At 46.0% G+C, this 19,330-nt stretch carries 14 protein-coding genes and 1 tRNA gene; 7 read left to right on the top strand and 8 right to left on the bottom strand.

Annotation, left to right across the window (positions count from 1 at the left end; all coding sequences use genetic code 11):
- Positions 1-520 precede the first annotated feature (520 nt).
- The 3 genes from ACF8EG_RS04805 to lhgO all read left to right on the top strand — a co-directional run bounded on the left by ACF8EG_RS04805 (position 521) and on the right by lhgO (position 4,971).
- The gene (locus tag ACF8EG_RS04805) at positions 521-1,531 is read left to right on the top strand and encodes a TAXI family TRAP transporter solute-binding subunit (RefSeq protein WP_025631691.1); all 1,011 of its coding nucleotides are present in this window, start codon (positions 521-523) and stop codon (positions 1,529-1,531) included.
- 81 nt (positions 1,532-1,612) lie between these two features.
- Complete coding sequence (locus ACF8EG_RS04800) at positions 1,613-3,736, top strand: TRAP transporter permease (RefSeq protein WP_069504974.1); 2,124 nt, start codon at positions 1,613-1,615, stop codon at positions 3,734-3,736.
- An 8-nt stretch (positions 3,737-3,744) separates the two neighbouring features.
- Positions 3,745-4,971 carry an L-2-hydroxyglutarate oxidase gene (gene lhgO, locus ACF8EG_RS04795; protein ID WP_069504972.1) on the top strand — a complete coding sequence of 409 codons (1,227 nt, stop codon included), beginning with the start codon at positions 3,745-3,747 and terminating at the stop codon, positions 4,969-4,971.
- Between the two features lie 66 nt (positions 4,972-5,037).
- Here lhgO and ACF8EG_RS04790 read toward each other — a convergent pair whose 3' ends face one another.
- Positions 5,038-5,433 carry a cystatin domain-containing protein gene (locus tag ACF8EG_RS04790; RefSeq protein WP_005459310.1) on the bottom strand — a complete coding sequence of 132 codons (396 nt, stop codon included), beginning with the start codon at positions 5,431-5,433 and terminating at the stop codon, positions 5,038-5,040.
- Positions 5,434-5,845: 412 nt separating this feature from the next.
- On the opposite strand from ACF8EG_RS04790, the gene ACF8EG_RS04785 reads away from it, so the two are divergent.
- The gene (locus ACF8EG_RS04785) at positions 5,846-7,246 is read left to right on the top strand and encodes a tryptophanase (RefSeq protein WP_053302572.1); all 1,401 of its coding nucleotides are present in this window, start codon (positions 5,846-5,848) and stop codon (positions 7,244-7,246) included.
- A 118-nt stretch (positions 7,247-7,364) separates the two neighbouring features.
- Here ACF8EG_RS04785 and ACF8EG_RS04780 read toward each other — a convergent pair whose 3' ends face one another.
- Positions 7,365-7,976, bottom strand: a complete 612-nt coding sequence (locus tag ACF8EG_RS04780; protein ID WP_021484342.1) for a DUF2913 family protein — start codon at positions 7,974-7,976, stop codon at positions 7,365-7,367.
- A 32-nt stretch (positions 7,977-8,008) separates the two neighbouring features.
- A tRNA-Leu gene (locus ACF8EG_RS04775) sits at positions 8,009-8,092 on the bottom strand.
- 563 nt (positions 8,093-8,655) lie between these two features.
- Between ACF8EG_RS04775 and ACF8EG_RS04770 the strand changes: the two genes are divergently transcribed.
- Positions 8,656-9,864, top strand: a complete 1,209-nt coding sequence (locus ACF8EG_RS04770) for a NupC/NupG family nucleoside CNT transporter (RefSeq protein WP_005459233.1) — start codon at positions 8,656-8,658, stop codon at positions 9,862-9,864.
- 109 nt (positions 9,865-9,973) lie between these two features.
- Here the strand turns inward: ACF8EG_RS04770 and ACF8EG_RS04765 are convergent, their stop codons facing one another.
- Together ACF8EG_RS04765 and ACF8EG_RS04760 are read right to left on the bottom strand one after the other, a co-directional pair.
- Positions 9,974-11,068 carry a DUF3541 domain-containing protein gene (locus tag ACF8EG_RS04765; protein WP_069504970.1) on the bottom strand — a complete coding sequence of 365 codons (1,095 nt, stop codon included), beginning with the start codon at positions 11,066-11,068 and terminating at the stop codon, positions 9,974-9,976.
- Between the two features lie 69 nt (positions 11,069-11,137).
- The gene (locus ACF8EG_RS04760) at positions 11,138-11,743 is read right to left on the bottom strand and encodes an alpha-ketoglutarate-dependent dioxygenase AlkB (protein ID WP_069504968.1); all 606 of its coding nucleotides are present in this window, start codon (positions 11,741-11,743) and stop codon (positions 11,138-11,140) included.
- Positions 11,744-11,880: 137 nt separating this feature from the next.
- On the opposite strand from ACF8EG_RS04760, the gene ACF8EG_RS04755 reads away from it, so the two are divergent.
- A complete protein-coding gene (locus tag ACF8EG_RS04755; RefSeq protein ID WP_025547920.1) occupies positions 11,881-13,236 on the top strand; it encodes a diguanylate cyclase in 1,356 nt (451 codons plus the stop codon).
- 89 nt (positions 13,237-13,325) lie between these two features.
- Here the strand turns inward: ACF8EG_RS04755 and ACF8EG_RS04750 are convergent, their stop codons facing one another.
- Both ACF8EG_RS04750 and ACF8EG_RS04745 read right to left on the bottom strand, forming a co-directional pair.
- A complete protein-coding gene (locus ACF8EG_RS04750) occupies positions 13,326-15,323 on the bottom strand; it encodes a methyl-accepting chemotaxis protein (protein ID WP_025535762.1) in 1,998 nt (665 codons plus the stop codon).
- Positions 15,324-15,720: 397 nt separating this feature from the next.
- Complete coding sequence (locus ACF8EG_RS04745) at positions 15,721-17,277, bottom strand: DUF3612 domain-containing protein (protein ID WP_023583880.1); 1,557 nt, start codon at positions 17,275-17,277, stop codon at positions 15,721-15,723.
- A 174-nt stretch (positions 17,278-17,451) separates the two neighbouring features.
- Here ACF8EG_RS04745 and ACF8EG_RS04740 point away from each other — a divergent pair, with 174 nt between their 5' ends.
- The gene (locus ACF8EG_RS04740; RefSeq protein WP_005484284.1) at positions 17,452-18,030 is read left to right on the top strand and encodes a malate synthase; all 579 of its coding nucleotides are present in this window, start codon (positions 17,452-17,454) and stop codon (positions 18,028-18,030) included.
- Positions 18,031-18,155: 125 nt separating this feature from the next.
- Here the strand turns inward: ACF8EG_RS04740 and ACF8EG_RS04735 are convergent, their stop codons facing one another.
- Positions 18,156-19,169: a GGDEF domain-containing protein gene (locus tag ACF8EG_RS04735; RefSeq protein ID WP_015312837.1), complete on the bottom strand. Its 1,014-nt coding sequence runs from the start codon at positions 19,167-19,169 to the stop codon at positions 18,156-18,158.
- Positions 19,170-19,330: the final 161 nt, after the last annotated feature.

Raw genomic sequence — 19,330 nt, 5'->3', positions numbered from 1 at the left:
TGAATCTTAAAATGGAATAAATAACTTTTCAGTCCGTTAACATGCCCGTGTTTGTTGGAATTTTGTTCATCATTTGGAGTTTTTATCTAAGCTGTATTGCTCAATAAGTGAACGCTAATTTATGGTGGTGCTCGACTTGATATGAACTCGATACGTTTTTAGACCTATTTCGCTAAGAGATGTTGCGTTGGGACACTCCGCGACAGAGTTGAGTGCTTGTTTGTTATCGGCAAAAACTTGCTCATGGCTAAAAAGGGCAAATCTTTTGTATCGATCACAATTCATTAACGTTTTGCGAGGTTGTACCGCTTAGTCTCATTCTATCGTCGGCAATATCTTGCTTATTGGTTTGCGGGTAAATGAGCGAGTTTTTGCTCATTTTTGGCTGGGAGATTATATTTATTAAATAAAAACAATGAGTTGAAAATTGGCATTTAAGTTGCTCTTAGCGTTTTGTTGTTAATAAAGATTTAACATGATGTAAATCCATAATCGTGAAACGACTACACGGAGAGTAATAATGAAAATGAATAAGCTCGTAAAAGCACTGGCTATTGCTGTGACATCTTTTGGTATCGCGACAAATGCAGCGGCGGAAGAGCGCAGCTACATCCTTGCAACCGCTTCTACTGGTGGCACTTACTACCCAGTAGGGGTAGCTTTGGCGACATTAAGTAAAGTGAAACTCGCACCAAAGCACCACTTCTCCCTTTCTGCTATCAGCTCTGCTGGCTCTGGTGAAAACGTTAAACTACTGAATGAAAACGAAGCGCAATTTGCGATTTTGCAAGGTTTGTACGGTGCGTGGGCTTGGTCGGGGGAAGGTCCTTACGAGAAAAGCGGTCGCCAAGAAAAGCTGCGTTCAGTCTCAATGTTATGGCAAAACGTTGAACACTTCATTGTTCGTAGCGATTTAGCAAAAACCGGTACGGTTAGTGATCTGAAAAACCTCGAAGGGAAAAAGTTCTCTATCGGGAAAAAGAACTCCGGTACTGAGAACTCAGGTCGTCAGATCATGAAAGGCCTGAATGTTGACCCAGACAAGTTCAACCTTGCCTTTATGGGGTACGGCGGCAGTGCAAGTGCGCTACAAAATGGCACTATCGATGGCATGAACACGCCAGCAGGTGTTCCTGTTGGGGCGGTGACGCAAGCATTTGCGGCGCTAGGCAACGATATCTCGATTCTTTCGTTCACTGACGAGCAAATCAAGCAAGCCAACGGCAACTACAAGTTGTGGACCAAGTTCGACATTCCTGCCAACACTTACCCAGGTTTAGATAAACCAATCACGACGATTGCTCAGCCCAACTTCCTTGCGGTTCGAGACGATATCTCGGAAGAGGACGTTTACCAACTGACCAAAGCCATTTACGAGAACCTTCCGTTCCTACAAGGCATCCACAAAGCAACCAAAGCGATGGCGATCGAAAAAGCGATTTCGGGACTTCCTTTACCGCTGCATCCGGGTGCGGTTCGTTACTACAAAGAAATGGGAATCGAAATCCCATCTGAACTGATGGCGCAATAACGCCAACTTCGCCCCGAGTGCATCTCGGGGTCTTTATTTTGTTTTGAACATTGAAAAAGCCGTTAGAGCTTGGAGTAGGATATGAGCGACTCTATGGAAAAGGAATTGCAGAAATTTGAGCTGCCCACGCGCACCGATTTCCCGTGGGTAACCACCACCATCACGGTGTTCGGCGTGGTACTTTCTGCATTGCATATTTGGTTTAACACCTTATCGACGTTACCGGAACTCTGGATATCCGCGACGCACTTTGCTGGCTTTGCGGTAATTTGTGCACTTTGGTATCCGGCTCATATCTCTTTGAAGCAGAGCAAAATGGCTCTTGCGGTCGATGTGCTCATCGCAGGAGGGGCTATCGCCTGTTTGCTTTACATTCCATATGCCGAAGATGCGTTGTATGAGCGTGGTGTTAAGTTTGTCACTAGCGACTGGGTCTTTGCCATTATGGCGATATTGATCGTCATCGAACTGATTCGCCGCACCATGGGGTGGTTTATTCCTGTGCTGATTGTAATCTGTTTGAGCTACGTTGTTTTGTGGGGAAAATGGGCGACGGGTATTTTTCATTTTCCGGGGTTGAGCATGGAAACGCTGCTTTATCGCAGTTTCTACTCTTCTGAAGGCATGTTCGGTTCTATTTCTCGCATCAGTTGGACATTCGTTTTTATGTTCATCCTCTTTGGTGCGTTTTTAGTACGCTCTGGCGTTGGGGATTACATCATCAATGTCGCTCGTGCAGCCGCAGGAAAAATCATCGGAGGGCCGGGTTTCATTGCCGTGCTTGGCTCGGGTTTAATGGGCTCTGTGTCGGGATCTAGCGTGGCGAATACCGTGTCGACAGGGGTGATCAGTATTCCGTTGATGCAAAAAGCAGGTTTCCCTTCACGCTTTGCTGCAGGGGTTGAGGCCGCGGCCTCTACTGGTGGTCAGTTGATGCCTCCGGTGATGGGCGCGGGCGCGTTCATTATGGCGTCTTACACTCAAATTCCTTACGTGGATATCATTGCTGTATCGTTTGTCCCTGCGTTGATTTATTTCTTATCGGTCGCGTTTTTTGTGCGTATCGAAGCGAAGCGTAGCGGCGTGCAGAAAATTACAACCAGTGACGAATCGCTTATCAAAGTTCTGGTGAGTGGTTGGCACAACCTCATTCCTTTGGTGGTTTTGGTGACGTTGCTCGTGAAAGGTTTTACACCCACTTATGCGGCAGGCCTTTCCATCATTTCTGTTGTTGTCTCTTCGTGGTTTTCGAAAGAGCACAAAATGGGACCAAAAGCGATCATCGAGGCTATGTCTCAAGGCGCGAAGAACATGGCAACCACCGCCGTCTTGCTGGTGGGTATTGGTTTAGTGATCAACGTAATCAGTACCACAGGCATCGGCAATACTTTCTCTTTGATGATCAATGGTTGGGCGAATGGTGATTTGTTCATCATGCTCGTGTTGATTGCTTTGGCATCGTTGGTTTTAGGTATGGGCTTACCTGTGACAGCGGCGTATATTGTTCTGGGCACTTTGTCTGCACCTGCCTTGTATAAGTTGATTGCCGAGAACCAACTTTTAGAGTTGATGGTTTCAGGGCAATTACCTGAGCAAGCGAAAGCGATCTTCATGCTAGCTGCACCAGATAAGCTCGAACTTCTCAATGCGCCAATGGCGCTGGAAACGGCGAAAGAAATGCTGTCGATGGTTCCTGCTGATTTTGTTGAAACGCTACTAGAGCAAAGTCTGGGTTTAGAGGCGGTTGGCTTGGCATTGTTGGCTGCGCATTTGATCATCTTCTGGCTTTCGCAAGACAGTAACGTTACGCCACCAGTGTGTTTAACCGCATTCGCAGCGGCGACCATTGCGAAAACGCCACCAATGCGAACAGGCTTAATGGCTTGGAAAATTGCGAAGGGGCTGTACTTGGTTCCATTGTTAATTGCCTATACCGGGTTGGTCAGTTGGGATGTGACATCAGTAATTACGGTCGGCTTCTTTGCGATAGTGGGTACTTACGCTCTCATTGGTGCCATTGAAGGTTATTTAGAAGGACCATTGAATATATTGATGAGGTTGGTTCTGCTTACTATCGGTGCGCTTTTGGTTTGGCACGACATTCCAATCTTAATTCGTGTGGTGTGCTGCGCGGTATTCGTTGCCGTGTTTGTTTACAGTGGGCGCAAGTTCAAATTGCAACAGTCTCAACTTTCGGTTTTATAAGAGGTCGTATGAAATCAGTCTATGACTACATTGTTGTGGGTGGTGGTATCGTTGGTGTGTCCACGGCTTGGCAGCTCCAACAACGCCATCCAGAGTGTTCTATTTTATTGGTTGAGAAAGAGGCTGGTTTTGCTAAGCATCAAACCGGGCATAACAGCGGCGTTATCCACGCGGGTGTGTATTATGCGCCGGGCAGCTTAAAAGCCGACTTTTGCAAACGCGGCGTAGAAAAAACGCTCTCGTTTTGCTCTCAGCATAATATTCCGGTCGAAAGCTGCGGCAAGTTGTTGGTTGCAACTAACGAGCAAGAAGTCGAACGAATGAACGCCCTTTATGAACGCTGTCACGTCAACGGGATTGATGTGGAATTGCTTGATGAAGCGCAGCTCAAGTTGGCGGAGCCGAATATCACAGGGTTGGGCGCGATTTACGTGAAAACCACCAGTATTGTTGATTACCGCTTGGTAACAGAGCATATGGCACAGGAGTTCCAAGGTTTAGGTGGTCATATTAGCTTGAGAACCAAGGTGGTTGCCGCCGATGAGCAAGATGAAGAAGTACAACTGACTTGCGTTTCCGATGGGCAATCTATGCAGTTGAACTGCAAGTTTCTAGTCACTTGCAGTGGATTGATGGCCGATCGGATGACAAAAATGATGGGCATTCCGACCGATTTTCAAATCGTGCCTTATCGCGGTGAATACTACCGATTAGACAGTAAGCATAACCAAGTGGTGAATCACTTAATCTACCCAATTCCAGATCCAGATTTGCCATTTTTGGGGGTGCATTTGACTCGTATGATTGATGGTTCTGTGACGGTTGGTCCAAATGCCGTTCAGGGTTGGAAGCGAGAAGGGTATGGAAAAGTGAACTTTAACCTGCAAGATACACTGCAAATGCTGAGTTTTTCTGGCTTTTGGAAAGTCACACAAAAGCACTTAAAAACGGGCTTGGAAGAGTTTAAAAACTCGTGGTGGAAGCCTGGGTATTTGAAACTGGTCAATAAATATTGTCCGAGTATTCGTGTTGAGGATCTCCAGCCTTACCCTGCAGGGATTCGCGCGCAAGCGGTGTTGTCGGACGGCACTCTAGTGCACGATTTCCTATTTGCAGAGAGCGCAAGAAGCCTTCACGTGTGTAATGCGCCTTCCCCAGCGGCCACATCTGCCATGCCTATCGGAGAGTACATTTGCGATAAGGTCGATGAGAAAGTGGTAGCTAAAGTCGTCTAGTCAGACATAAAGAGCCAGTTTTGAACACTGGCTCTTTCGTTTCATCAGGTTTTTGTTGGTGGCATTCTACTTCGGGCAAAGTTCGCCTTTTTTGGCGTGTCTTTCGATCATGTAATCGCCTCTTGCACTGCGTAAGACCATTGCGTTCCACACTTCACCGTCTTGAAGCTCGAACTCAAACGCATAGTGAGTGCCCGCTACCACTTGAGTGCGTACTTCGTTGATGTTTTTTAATTTATCTTCGGCGTTCATCTGGTACAAAACCATACTCAACGAGCGCTGCGCTTCTGGAGTAACTTGAGAAACTTGCCATCCACCGGGTTGACTCTTTTCTGCCGAACAAATTGCCTGCATTTTCTTTTTCATCGCGGGTGAAACTTGCTTGTCCACGGCGTAGACATTGTTGGTGATCGTGAGGATTGCAAGAGTGGCTGCGGCTCCCCAATATTTCCTAACACTCATAAAGACACTCCGTTATTTGTCCTTGATTGAGTATAAGCACGGCTGTGTTGCTTTACATAATGAGAAGAAGTTGGAACGGAAAGTCGTACAAAATAATGGTGAGTCTTTTCGATACATAAATGAGCGCCGCTTCACTGAAATTTGTCCGAAAAGTGCACTATATTGAAAGAGTCAGAGACATGGGGTTTCTGGCTTTCTTTTATCAGGAGGACGAAGACGATGAGAATTAAGGATATTCTCGATAGCCGTTTGGTGCTGTCGTTCTGGTACAACCTAGACTACTGCTTGTCTCTTCTTAGTAAAATCTCTTCTCGTTAATTTCCTCAATGCTCTCGCATTGAAAAGCATCTGATCTATTTTTTTCTACTCTTACGCTTTAGCGCGTAGGGCCATGTGTACAAGGAAATTAACAATGAAACGTATTCCAGAACCTTTCCGTATCAAAATGGTTGAGCCAATCAAAATGACCACGTTGGCTGACCGAGAAATCGCTCTCCAAGAAGCGGGTTACAACCCATTTTTATTGCGCAGTGATGACGTGTATATCGATTTGCTTACCGATTCCGGCACAGGGGCCATGAGCGATAACCAGTGGGCTGGCATTATGTTGGGGGATGAGTCTTACGCGGGTAGTCGTAACTACTACAACTTATGCAGCGCAGTGGAGCATTTCTTCGGCTACAAACTGACGGTGCCTGCACACCAAGGCCGAGGGGCGGAGCAGATATTGTTCCCTGCTCTGATTGAACGTATGCGCCAAGTACGTGGCGGTGAAACGCCGGTGTTCATCTCGAACTATCACTTTGATACCACTGCGGGGCATATTGAGCTCAACGGCGGTAAGGCTATCAACGTTGTGACGGAAGAAGCGTTCGATACCACGACGCCTTACGATTGGAAAGGTAACTTCGACCTTAACAAACTGGTAGAAACGATTGAAGAGCATGGCTCGAAGAACATCTGCGCCATCATCACGACAGTGACGTGTAACAGCTCGGGTGGCCAACCGGTATCGATGGAAAACATGCGCAGCGTGTACGAAATTGCCACCAAATACGATATCCCAGTGGTGATTGACTCGGCTCGCTATTGTGAGAATGCTTATTTCATCAAACAGCGTGAAGAAGGCTACGCTGACAAATCGATTTTGGAAATCATTCGTGAAATGTATCAATACGGCGATATGCTCACGATGTCTGCCAAGAAAGATCCAATGGTGAACATTGGTGGCATGTGTTGTATTCGTGATCATCAAGAGTTGTTCCAAGCGGTGCAAACGCGCTGCGTTCCTATGGAAGGTTTTGTCACTTATGGCGGCATGGCTGGGCGCGATATGGAGGCTTTAGCCCGTGGCTTGTATGAGGGCGCGGATGAAGACTTCCTGCATTATCGAATCAGTCAGGTGCAATACTTGGGCGAGCGTCTGCGGGAGGGGGGAATTCCAATCCAATATCCAACTGGTGGCCATGCAGTGTTTGTTGATGCGGCGAAAATATTGCCGCACATTCCAGCCGATCAGTTCCCAGCACAAGCCTTGTGTAATGCGTTGTATCTGGAGGCTGGGATTCGAGCTGTTGAGATTGGCTCATTGTTGCTCGGACGTGACCCTGAAACGGGTGAACAGAAAGCCTCTGAGCTTGAATTAATGCGCTTAACGATTCCACGTCGAGTCTATACTAATGACCACATGGACTATATCGCGGATGCGTTGATTGAGTTGAAGAACCGATCTCATGAATTGAAAGGTTTGACGTTCGAATATGAGCCTCCGGTTTTACGTCACTTTACGGCTCGCTTCCGTGAAATTGATTAACCTGAAGTAGGTTTGACACCTAGATAACTAGGTATCTAGGTACTTAAGTAAAGGGCAAAAGGCCGCGAGTTACGCGGCCTTTTTTGATTTTGTCTGTTCAGTTCATTCCGAGCGGATATTACGCCAGCTCTAACGTGATGCGCACGAACTGTTCGTCTTGATATTGCACTTCATAATTGAATGTGCCACTTGCATAAATACTACCAAGGAACAATGAGCGCTGACTCATTGGGCCACGGAAAAGCATCGAAATTGGTGCAATCATGGCGTTATTGTCGTCGAAATGTTGGTTTAAGTTATTTGATAACACACACAGCAAACAGCCATGCTGGTCATGCGATAAGTCGACATCTTCAGGACGAGAAAGCAGTACAGTGGTACCGAGTTTTTTCTCAATTTCGTTAATTAGTAGCAGGTAGCTATCTAAGTGAGGTTGCGGATTACTTGGTTTGTTCGCGTCAACGCAGCGTTCAAGTAAGGCTTCAAGGTTGCCATTTTCCCCTTTCGCCTGTTGAGTCAGAGACTTTAACGGCTTTTTAATCAGTTTGTAGCGATTGCTTTTCAGTTTAGGCTTTAGCCATTTTTGCAGCAGATCGTTACGCTCTGTTATAGGAAGAGGTCGTGAAGACGCATGGATTTTGAAGTGCAGGTGCAATAAGGCGTGCACTGCAAGCTCGCTCAGAAGTTGGTTAGCATCTGCGGATTGTCTTGCCTGCTTAGAACTTTGCATTACACTCAAACGAAATTTAAGAAGAAGGATAATGGTGCCGAGAGAGGGACTCGAACCCTCACACCTAAGGCACTAGCACCTCATGCTAGCGTGTCTACCAATTTCACCATCTCGGCATCATGATGCTCTGCATACACAGAGGCCTCAAAAAGAAGCACTCCAAATTGTATAACCAAACTCCATCTGTTGGCGAGACTAAAATTGCTCATTTTTGGTGTTTCACGTTTGATTGCGTATTTATTGGCCGTTTTTGATCTTTTTACCATAAAGAACCGTCCCAATGCCCTTACTTTCCCTACCAGTATGGCTGCAAAATAGCAGGTTTGCATAAATTTTGAACGCTTGAACGTTTGCGTCAATAAATGTGATGAATATCTCGTTCGCTTGGCTATACTTGCGTCCCGTTTAAGCGGGAATTAGGGTTTAGTTGTTCAGGACCCTTACCCATACAAGCCGTCACAAGGAGCAGGTCGAGTTATAAACTCACCAGCAGTGAATGACCCCACGGACCGGACCAGCTAAGTTCAATTGCTTGTATAAGGTAAAAATTAAGATGTCGAACTATCCGTTCAGTCTACATTCTGGATCTACGAGTGCTTTGCCACTCGATACGTTGTCCCTTTCTTCTGCCAATTCCTTTGGTTCTCTTTTCTTTTTAAACGTTCAGTAGGTCCGACTCATGAGTGTTCTATTTAGTTTATTTGGTATTGTTGCACTACTAGGTTGTGCTTTCCTACTGTCTGAGAGCCGTTCATCCATCAATTGGAAAACTGTGTCTCGCGCTTTGTTACTTCAGTTGGGCTTTGCCGCTCTGGTGCTTTATTTCCCGATGGGACAAGCCGCACTAGCGAGTTTAAGTAATGGCGTTGCCGGGTTATTAAGCTTTGCTGATGAAGGGATTCGATTCCTTTTTGGTGATCTCGCTTCTACTGGTTTCATCTTCGCTGTTCGCGTCCTTCCTATCATCATTTTCTTCAGCGCTCTTATCTCTGCCCTTTACTACCTGGGCATCATGCAAAAAGTAATTCAATTTATCGGCGGCGCTATCCAGAAATTCTTGGGTACCAGTAAAGCGGAATCACTCGTTGCAACGGGTAATATCTTCCTATCTCAAGGTGAGTCACCACTTCTTATTCGTCCGTTCCTATCAAACATGACTCGTTCTGAGCTATTTGCAGTAATGGCTGGTGGTATGGCATCGGTAGCGGGCAGTGTGCTTGGCGGCTATGCCGGCTTGGGTGTGGAGCTGAAATACCTTATCGCTGCGAGCTTCATGGCAGCTCCTGGTAGTTTGCTAATGGCGAAAATCATCGTTCCTGAGCGTCAAACGCCAAGCGATTACAACAACATTGAGCTAGACAAATCAGAAGAAAGTAACGTTATCGATGCACTAGCAAGCGGTGCGATGGGCGGTATGAAAGTCGCAGTGGCTGTCGGTACTATGCTGATTGCTTTTGTGAGTGTGATTGCGATGGTGAACACAGGCCTAGAAAACCTAGGTGAAATGTTTGGTTTTGCTGGTGTAACACTGCAAGCGATTTTGGGTTACCTATTTGCACCACTAGCATGGTTGATTGGTGTACCAAGCCACGAGATCCTAGCGGCTGGTTCTTACATTGGTCAGAAAGTTGTAATGAACGAATTTGTGGCGTTCATCGACTTCGTACAGCACAAAGCGACACTGTCTGAGCACACTCAAGTGATCATCACATTCGCTCTATGTGGTTTCGCGAACATCGGTTCGATTGCGATTCAGCTAGGTTCTATCGGTGTGATGGCACCTGAACGTCGTAAAGATGTAGCAAGCATGGGTCTTAAAGCGGTAGCGGCTGGTACGTTAGCGAACCTAATGAGCGCATGTCTAGCAGGTATCTTTATCTCGCTTTAATATGATTGAGCAATAAATGAAAACCCGCCAATGTGGCGGGTTTTTTTATGGTGTTGGGAAAGTCGTGTGAGTCAGTGCAAGAGTATTCCCGAACCATGTTTATTCTATGTTATTTGGGGGATTTAGGTACTAACCCATAAGGGATCGATTTGAACGCTTTCGGGTGCGCTTGATATGTTGGTGCCTTGTGCACACCTTTCCAATCTAAAAGCATAATCGCGAGCACATTGCGATGTTCCCCATACTTTAGATCAAAGTCACCATCAACGGATGGGATCATCCCTTGTTCGGTGCTGATGGCATCTCGAATCGCTTGGCGTGTTTTCTCAACGACGGGATCGTGGTCAAGGCCAGCCAGTAAAAATGAAATACCTACTTCGGCAATGATGTCTTCTTTTGCTCGCAATAAAATCGTGTCGATGTTGTCGCGGAAGTAATCATAAATCCATTGATGATCCGCTTCATTCACGCGCTTTTGATAATACTGAGAGTCGGCAAAGATGATGTGCGTCATGCCATAGATTTTGTTGCCGTATTGCTGAGCAGAGAGCTTTTTATCATTGTCGTCGGGGTAGGTCGCTCGGAATGCTTCAATGAACGCGTTCACCACATCTTGTTCACCCAGTTGACGCAGCCAATAGACCTGATTTGCCAACTGCGCCGCCCATGCTTCAATCATCTCTTTATCGGTGGCGTAGCGAGTAAAATCGTAACGACGAATGATTTCTCGCAGTGTTTTATCTTGTTGGTGCTTTAAGCCGTACTCATCTGCTCTCGCCATCGCGCCGAGTAAATCGACGCCAAGATACAAATACTCAGGGTGATGTTTTGTTACGGTATAACGACGTTGGCTGCGTTCGTCCTCTTTTTCTTGGTAGCGAGTCAGCCGCTCAGAGGAATATAAAATGATGTCTTCTGGTTTGACGACGTCATTCGCGAAGCGATTCAATCGGCTTGCGACTTGAGCCATGTCCGTCCAAATGGTTGCGTAGTATTTTTCATCTAAGGTTTGGCGGAACATACGCAGCCCAAAGTGGCCTTCCTTAAAAGGAGGAAGCGTGAATAACTCACGTTCGTATGTGTCGCGAATCAGCTGTGCTGATTGAGAGTAATTAAGTGCAGGTATCTCTTCTTGAGATGCCTGAACATTCAAGATGAGTGAGCAAGAGAGCAAGACCGCCAAGCTGATAGGTTTGATACGCATAAATCCATTCCCTGATATAACCTGGATGTAAACTTATCATCAATGTTTGTTAAGAATGTAAAACCTGAGTCAATAGTTCAAAATATGTCTAAAAGTCAGGTTGATACGTTCTCCTTTTGGTTTGGCTGTTTTGGGAACGCAGTGTCTCCAATGGTGCTGAAGCTCCCCAGCCATGATCAATAATGCGCCGTGGCCGAGCTCATATTCTATTTGAGTTTTACAATGTAAATTTCGTAGCACAAATCGGCGCGTATCACCTAAGTTCAACGAGGCGATCACCGGGTTTCTGCCCTGCTCTGGTTCATTATCTTGGTGCCACCCCATCGAATCCTGACCGTCGCGATACAGATTCGCCAATACAGAGTTGAACGGGGTGTTGGCAAGGCTTTCACAGCGAGCCTTGAGTGATAAAAGCTCAGACGTCCAAGGGTGAGGTGCCATGGTTAAACCCGAATAGGTGTAAGGCGCATCGCCATGCCAAGTCTGCAAACGAGGTTGAAGTACCGATTTCCCGAAAATGGTTATGCGTTCTTGTTGCCAAGGCAAGGTACTCATAAGCGTTGAAAAGTACGTATCCGCTTCTTGCTGAGAAAGAAAGTTTGGCTGATAAAAGAGCTTGCCTTGGCGTACCTCTTGCCAATCCGTACTTTCAAATAAATCGCCTTGTCCTTGCATCCCATTGCCTATTTAAACCATAAAAATTTCAGATAATTATTACCTTTGCAAAGGCTATTGGTTATTCTTGTAGATAATAAGAATTTTAACAATAAAAGAATAATTCTCGTAGTAACGGACGAGCTAGTGGGGAGCTAATGCGTTATTCACCCAAAAAGCAGTGCTATTTTGCACTGTTCTTTTTCGCTTTTGTTGCCTTGTGTGTTGGTGTTATTGAGCTGTTGCATCAGAATCAGCAAGACCTTCAGCAAGAGCGCGTGCAAGTTGAAGCCAAAGAACAACTGTCTATTCTCCGCTCCAATTTGGAAGCGGTACTCATGGCTGATATTTACAAAGCCAGCACATTAGCGACGCTAATCACTTTGCTGCCAAATAGCGAAGAAGAGGAGCTAAGCATTGCCGCCGATCGTATTCTTAACAAAAGTAAGCACATCACGGTCATCGGTATTGCGGAAAATGATGTAATTAGCCATATATTCCCAACTAAAGGCAACGAGCGCGTCCTTGGTCTGGATTACCGTAAAGTACCAGCGCAATGGGTACAAGTTCAAAAAGCCAAAGATATTCAAGAGATTTTCATCGCGGGGCCGGTGTCGCTTGTTCAAGGTGGGCGAGGGCTTATTGTACGCGTGCCAGTATTTCGAGACCCGCCAATCAACAAAGAGTATTGGGGGGTGATCAGCGCTGTGGTGGATTTTGATGGTTTAATGCGAGAAACCGGCGTATTCGACTTCTCATACCATTATCCTTTGACGATACGTGGTTATGACAGCGGCGGCGAATATGGGGATATGTTCTTTGGTGATCCTAATCAAACGGGCAAATTGTACGCCAAAGAGCATGTGCACTTCCCTTACGGTGGCTGGAGCATGGCGGCCTACGCGGGTGGGCAGCTTGAGCAACAAATTTCGTGGTTTGAACTGAACATCGTCAGAATCATTGGCTATCCCATTCTCATTGCACTGAGTATTGCGTTGATCGTGATTTACCGTTTGTACATCATTGCTGACGACCGTGCGCTGCATGATGAACTGACGCATTTGCCCAATCGCCGTTACTTTATGCAGTCGTACAAGCAGCAGTTTGAAATCGCTAAGCGCTATAAAAAACGTTACAGCTTTGCGTTGATCAATATAGATCTAGACCGATTCAAACACATCAATGATACCTTCGGCCATGACGCGGGTGACAAGGTGTTGATTGCTACCGCAGAGCGCATCAAAAGCAGCTTGAGACGTTCAGACATGGTCGCGCGAATGGGCGGTGACGAGTTTTTAGTGGTTGTACACAATTTGGGAATGGAAGAGCACGTGCAGAAGTTACTGCAAAAGCTCAGGTTGGCGTTGTGTTCGACGCCCGTTATTTATGACGAAGAGCTGATTTACCTACGCGTGAGCATTGGTTACGCCATCTTCGATCCGCAAATGACTTCTCCAGAACAAATGATGAAAATCGCCGACGAACGGATGTATCAACAAAAACACGGCGGATAAAAAGCGAAGCCCAGATTGATTCTGGGCTTTGTTGTATTTACAGAGTGAGAAAGATAGGGAAGGTAGAAAAGTGCGTCCCCAAGAATTCTCTATGCCAATTTGAAAGCACTTAGCTGATGTTTTAGCTCCATCGCTTCAGCTTGGTAACCGGAAACAATCTGGTTCAAGTCATCAGCGTGCTGACCCGTTTTGTGCGCGATGCTCGCCAGTACGTCGATATCTTGGTCGATGGCTTCACATGCTTTAGATTGCTCAATGGTCGAGTGCGTAATGGTGCTGATGTGATTGTTCACGTGTTCGATGCTGCTTTCGAGTAAAGACACACTCTCATTCACTTGTTGCACAGATTCAAACGTGTCGTCACTGGCTTGTTTGCTCTTTGCCATGCTTTCTACTGAGAAACGGGTTTTCTCGCCAATTTGGTCCAACAGTTTGCTGATGTTCTCGGTAGCTTCTTGGCTGCGCTGTGCCAAATCACGCACTTCAGAAGAGACAACCGCGAAGCCGCGACCATGTTCGCCCGCACGAGCGGCTTCAATTGCTGCGTTAAGGGCTAATAAGTTGGTTTGTTCAGAAACGCTGTTGATGGTCTCGACAATTTGGCCAATGCTCTGCGTGTCGTTCGCCAACTCTGCCATGCATTGTTCAGTGGCGTTGATTTGCTCCAACAAGCTTTGCACGGAGCGGTAAGACAATTCACTTTGGGTCTGGCAGTCGACCACTTTGTTATTCATGGTTGTGGTGTCACCCATTGCGCGCTCTGCGGACTGAGCGATTTCCACACTCGATTGTGCGAGTTCAGTCATCGCGGTTGCGATGTTGTCGCACTTCGCGATGGTAGAGCGGCTACTGCTATCAAGATCTTGCGCAGATTCAACAATGTTTTGTAGTCGATTTGAGCTCTCGTTATTGGTCTTAGTGACGTCAAACAGCAGCTTTCTGAAGTTAGAGATCAAGGCATTAATGCTGTTCGAGATGGAAGCGATTTCATCTTTGCCGCGAGAATCGAGTTCAACCGTCATATCATGGTGCTCAGACATACTGCGCAGGGTTTGTTTTAGGCGACCAACGCGGCTTCGTAGGCTTGCAACCAACCCCCACACCATCATGATCATAAGCAGAGAAATCACAGCAGTCGCAGCCATCAACAAGTTGCGATTTAACGTGGCTTGCTGCGCGGAATGTTCTGCTGCACTGAGCATCTGATCAACCATTTGGTTACGCAACTGGTTCATGAGACCGATGCGCTCGGTTGCCATAGGAAACCATTCAGTTGCTTGAGGCCCCTGAATGCTGTCTAGGTTGGCACTCTGGTTAAGGAAGGATTGCTGTACTTGCTCAACCTTCTTCCACGCAGGACTGTTTTGGTGTGATTGCAATGACTGTCGATATTGTTCTGGGAACGCAATTTGCGCTTTTCTTGATGCGTAATCCCCCGATTGGATGTATCCCTCAATGTTGGAGAACAAAACAGATGTGGCGCTTCCTTTCGCAAATACCCCATTAAGTGCGCCGCGTGCTTGGCCTGCACGCTCTTTCATCACGATCACAGAGATCAACGCATCGCCAAGCGTACCTAGCTCTCGGCTTTGAGTCTGTGCAATCAAAACGTCAATGTTGTCGATGATGAGCTGATTCAGATTGGAGTAATAACCAAAAGGTGCGATTTGAGGCGAAAGGCGATCAACCCCTTGTCGAACCTGATTGAGTCGATTGAGCTGCACTTGGACATCTTGGAGTAAGTCGTAGCTATCGCTGCTGCTAATTAATGGCGTGTTAAGTTGAACCAATGAATTGATCGCGTCATCGACTTTTTTTCTTTGCTGAGTCAGCTTTTGCACGATTTCAGTTTTGCCTTGGCTACCCAGTACGCCGGCTGTTAGTCCACGCTCGACAGCGAGATTATGCGCAAGGTTGTCGTAGTGGGTGATTAAGGTCACTAGCTGCTGATCTTTCAGGGCTTGGTGGGACTGAGTGTTTAAATTGATGGTGTGCTGAACCGCTAGAAAAATAGCAAGTAATAATGGGACGCCTGCAACAACACTGACCATGATATAGAGGGGAAACTGACGAACGAACGCAAACATAGAGCTCTCCTAGGTACCAACCGTGAAATCCATTTACTGAGGTATTTTTCCTCATTAATTAGCAGTATAGGGTAAAAATATGAAAGCTAATGGATAATCATAAAGTAGTAGTTGGTTTTTTGCTGAGAAAGTGATTAGTAGCAATGTGACAAGTGGCATATTTGCATGCTATTGCATTTTGCAAATGCAATTTGCGAAAGTGCTGGTTAATAATGCGTCGATATGCACCTGGATCTATTAAAAAACGGCTTTTTTAAAGTTGGCACGCATCGTGCTTTATCTAGAGTGACCCTTATTAAGCCGAGGGTCACCTAGCCAACTGACGTTGTTAGTGAATACACATTGTTCACAAGTATATACCGCCAATCACCTTTCTTGTGATTGGCGTTTTTTCTTTCTAGAGACCGATAATATTCACATTGTCACCCGTCTCGTCCGATTCCCCGCATTTGCTGTAACAGCTTGGTTGTCTTGGACATACCGCCCCTCTTGAACAAATCAATCTTGCTTGGCTTTGAATACCGCGTTCTATCCAATTGATATTTAAGATTTTAGCGATCGTAGTTAAGTCTTTTTTGATATGAGGCGGAATAACACTGCTTCCGCCGGAAGCGACACAGAGAGACTTCAACTCTTCCGCTATGGAAACCGCATCGCCACCTTGTGCTGAAATCGCAGGGTTTAAATCTATCCCCGCGCACAACACTCGGTTGTTCCCCGCCGGGTCAAATACGTTGACCGATTCGCAGCAATAAATGCGTGGCTCGTCACCCACATTCAAAATCGAGATTTGCGCAGAGCTCGTATCTAAAGGTTGGGATAGGCGTCTGAATACCGCCCAGTGTTGGCATGGGTCATTCACTTTGCGCATGTTGCCCCAAGGAAGTGGGATGCCATTCCCTCGATACACAGCTTTAAGCTTGCCCGGCCCGTACGCGTCGAAATAATGCCAATGGGGATATGGTGACACAACGGTCATGCGGCGCATCGCAACGGATGGCGAAACGCCTGCTTTTTTATGAACATCAATTTCGTAACCGGAGCGGTCGAGCAACTGACGAAATGGCACTTTAGGGCAAAGCAGAGCTCCTGCAAAAAAGCTGGACTCAAAGTCTCGCCAAGCTTGCAGAATGTCTTGCGAATTTAGCTCAGAGTTCGACACGGGGCTGTCCATTTGTTCCCAGTTATTCTGATGTCCGATGGAGAGCACGTTATTCATCGCGTCGCTGCTGTGCAATACGCGGTGGCCAATGTATACCGATAAGTCGTATTTTAAACGGGTAGGGTAGTCGCGCATCCGTTTGTTGAGATAAATGGTGCCCGGAGGTTCCATGAATGACGTAATCAATTGCTTGGCGTTTACGCCCAATTCATCGATGACATCTTGAGGCGCTCGGTCAACCCAGCGGATATCCAAGCCCATACTTTTGGCAATGTCGATCAAATCCTCAACCGACAAATTAAGGCGCTTCAATCCCACTTCTTCGGCGGCACGTTCTAAATCAGGAAAATGGTTTTGATGGTTCTCTTGGTGCGCGCGGATCAGCAAGTGAGCAAATTGACGACCTGTGATCCCGGTTTGAGACAGCATTTCTGGAATAGCAATCTGAAGAATGTCATTGGAAAACAGGAAGCTCGGTTCTAGCGCCATGCCATTAATCCCGCCTCGATTCCCTTTGTTGGGGGTAATGGCTTCTAATTCGGGCTCATCATCTAAAAACCACGCTGGATCTTTTTGAAAAACTTCTGCGATTACCTCGAGCATATCGATACTCGGGACGCGTTTTCCGCGCTCAATCATCGAAAGGTAAGAAACCGACGGCGCGTACTCAGGATTAATCCTTACACAACGGGCAGACAAATCTTCCATCGTTAAATGGTTGTTTTTTCTTAGGTTACGAATTTTCGTACCAAGAAAATGGGACTGACGAATAAGGCTTTTTGACACAGACATTTTGTAAAATTCACATTGTAAAATTTTTGTTGTGAAATTGTAGTCAATATTTCGCTAGTCTACATAATGAGCAGGCAAGGAAATTAACCATCAACTTCACAGAATTGCCTGAAACTTAAATAAAGGATTTAAGTTTTTACTCTAGGACGAGTTTTTAAGTGCGAGGATATGACGATGAATATGCTGAACTTCGATAAAAAAGAGATGCAACAACAACAACGCCCATTTATCGCTGAAGCCGTATTTGCCGTCGAAGCGGTAAGTGCTGAGCAGCAGAGTGAGAAACAAGTAAAAGCGAAGCAACTACTAGACCGCATGTTCCCATTGGAGAACGGGTCGCACCAAGATGTATCAAGTTACGTGATTGATTACCGCCATGTTTTGGCTTATTTCAAAGACGGTACACACAGCGGCCTGAAAAGCCCAAAACACTTCGTGGCGTACACTGGTGAAAAGGAAGACCCAAAATCGATCTTGTTCAAAGATGATTCAGGCAACCACGTAGAAGTGCTGTTTGGTTGCCATAAAGGCACAGGTTGTGTGGAGTTGATGGACATCGATGACATCCAATTGGAAACTCGCATCACGTTCAATCCAGAGTTGACTGGCAATGCGCCAACCGCGATGCGTCATTGGATTAGTCTTATCAAAGGCGACAAGAAAGGCAAACCGATGGCGTGTAGCGAAGACAAAGAGTACACCGCAAAAAATGGTGACGACTATGTTCTTAGTTACTGCTACAGCATTGATTAATCAAATATAAGCCCAAGTAGCCTGCTTTGGGTATGTAGGACGAGAAAGTAGAAACCCCGCACTAAACAGTGCGGGGTTTCTTTATTTGTTCTAACTGTCTTTACTGTATTTTCACAGAGGTTAGCTTAGATAGGCATCACTCGGTTTCGACCGAGCTGTTTTGCTTCATAAAGCTGTTTATCGGCTTTGTTGACTAATGAATCTACGGTGTCACCAACTTCGAACTCTGCCACACCAAAAGAAGCGGTAATGCTATGAACTTGTGTGCCCGAGCGTTTATCACGTACGCGTAGCTTTTCAATCATGCGGCGCAGGGTATCGGCATATTGGCGGGCGATTCGTAGGGATTTGTTTGGCACAATTAACGCAAATTCTTCGCCGCCGAAGCGGTACGCACTCACACCATCGCGACAGCTTTGTTGTAGTCGACGCGCGATCGCTTTCAATACTGTGTCACCAAATAGGTGCCCATAGTTATCGTTGAACGCTTTAAAGTGGTCGATATCCAGCAAGATGAGAGTCATCGCCTGATTAGCGTTAATCAGCATGCTTAAATCAGTATCAAAGGCACGACGATTGTAAAGATTAGAGAGTCCATCAAACAGCGCGTCTTTTTGTACTTCGGCTAATTGATTCTTCAAACGAGAAATTTCTTCACTCGCATTGGTGAGTTGACGGTTTAAGAATTTAGTTGAGTGGCGAATCTCATGAGATTCAGCAACGAGTTGGCGGATCACCACCATCACTTCTTCGATGCTCAAGCTGTTGTCTTCGACTTTTTCTAATTTGTTGAAGCTTTTATCGACCATCGCAGAGAAAGAAGAGGTATCTGACAAAGTATCACTCATGGAGCTCGACACTTCATGCAATAGCACTTCTACGTTGGTTTTGAGATCTTCTAAACTGGTTTCTGCTCTACTGGCCACGTAGTTGTTGTAAAGCTGTTTGTTCGCTGCTGGTGGACAAATACCATAGTGTTCTAACACTTCGTCCATCTCAAAATTGAGTTCTGGAATGGTTTTGTCTACGTAGGTATACCAAAGCGCGTAGTTTGCGGGGGTGGCAGCTACATGATTTTTGATCATTAGTGGCACCGCTTTTTTTAAGTTAGCGGTCGATTTCTTAAACTCGTCAGTCATTTCTGCGATGTTACTAGCAAAATGGAATTGGATTTAGATTACCGGATATTAACTAATATCGCTTTAATTTTTATCATTTTTGCTTGGTTTATATAAAAAAATGAGCAAATAGCGGTGATATTCATAAATCTGAAATTTGATTTTATAAAATTGTGGTTTAA

Origin of the sequence: Vibrio sp. YQ_11, from assembly GCF_043103065.1 — a bacterium.
Taxonomy (GTDB): domain Bacteria; phylum Pseudomonadota; class Gammaproteobacteria; order Enterobacterales; family Vibrionaceae; genus Vibrio; species Vibrio parahaemolyticus.
The sequence above is the reverse complement of the archived record's forward strand: the minus strand, read 5'-3'. Positions and strand labels throughout refer to the sequence as shown.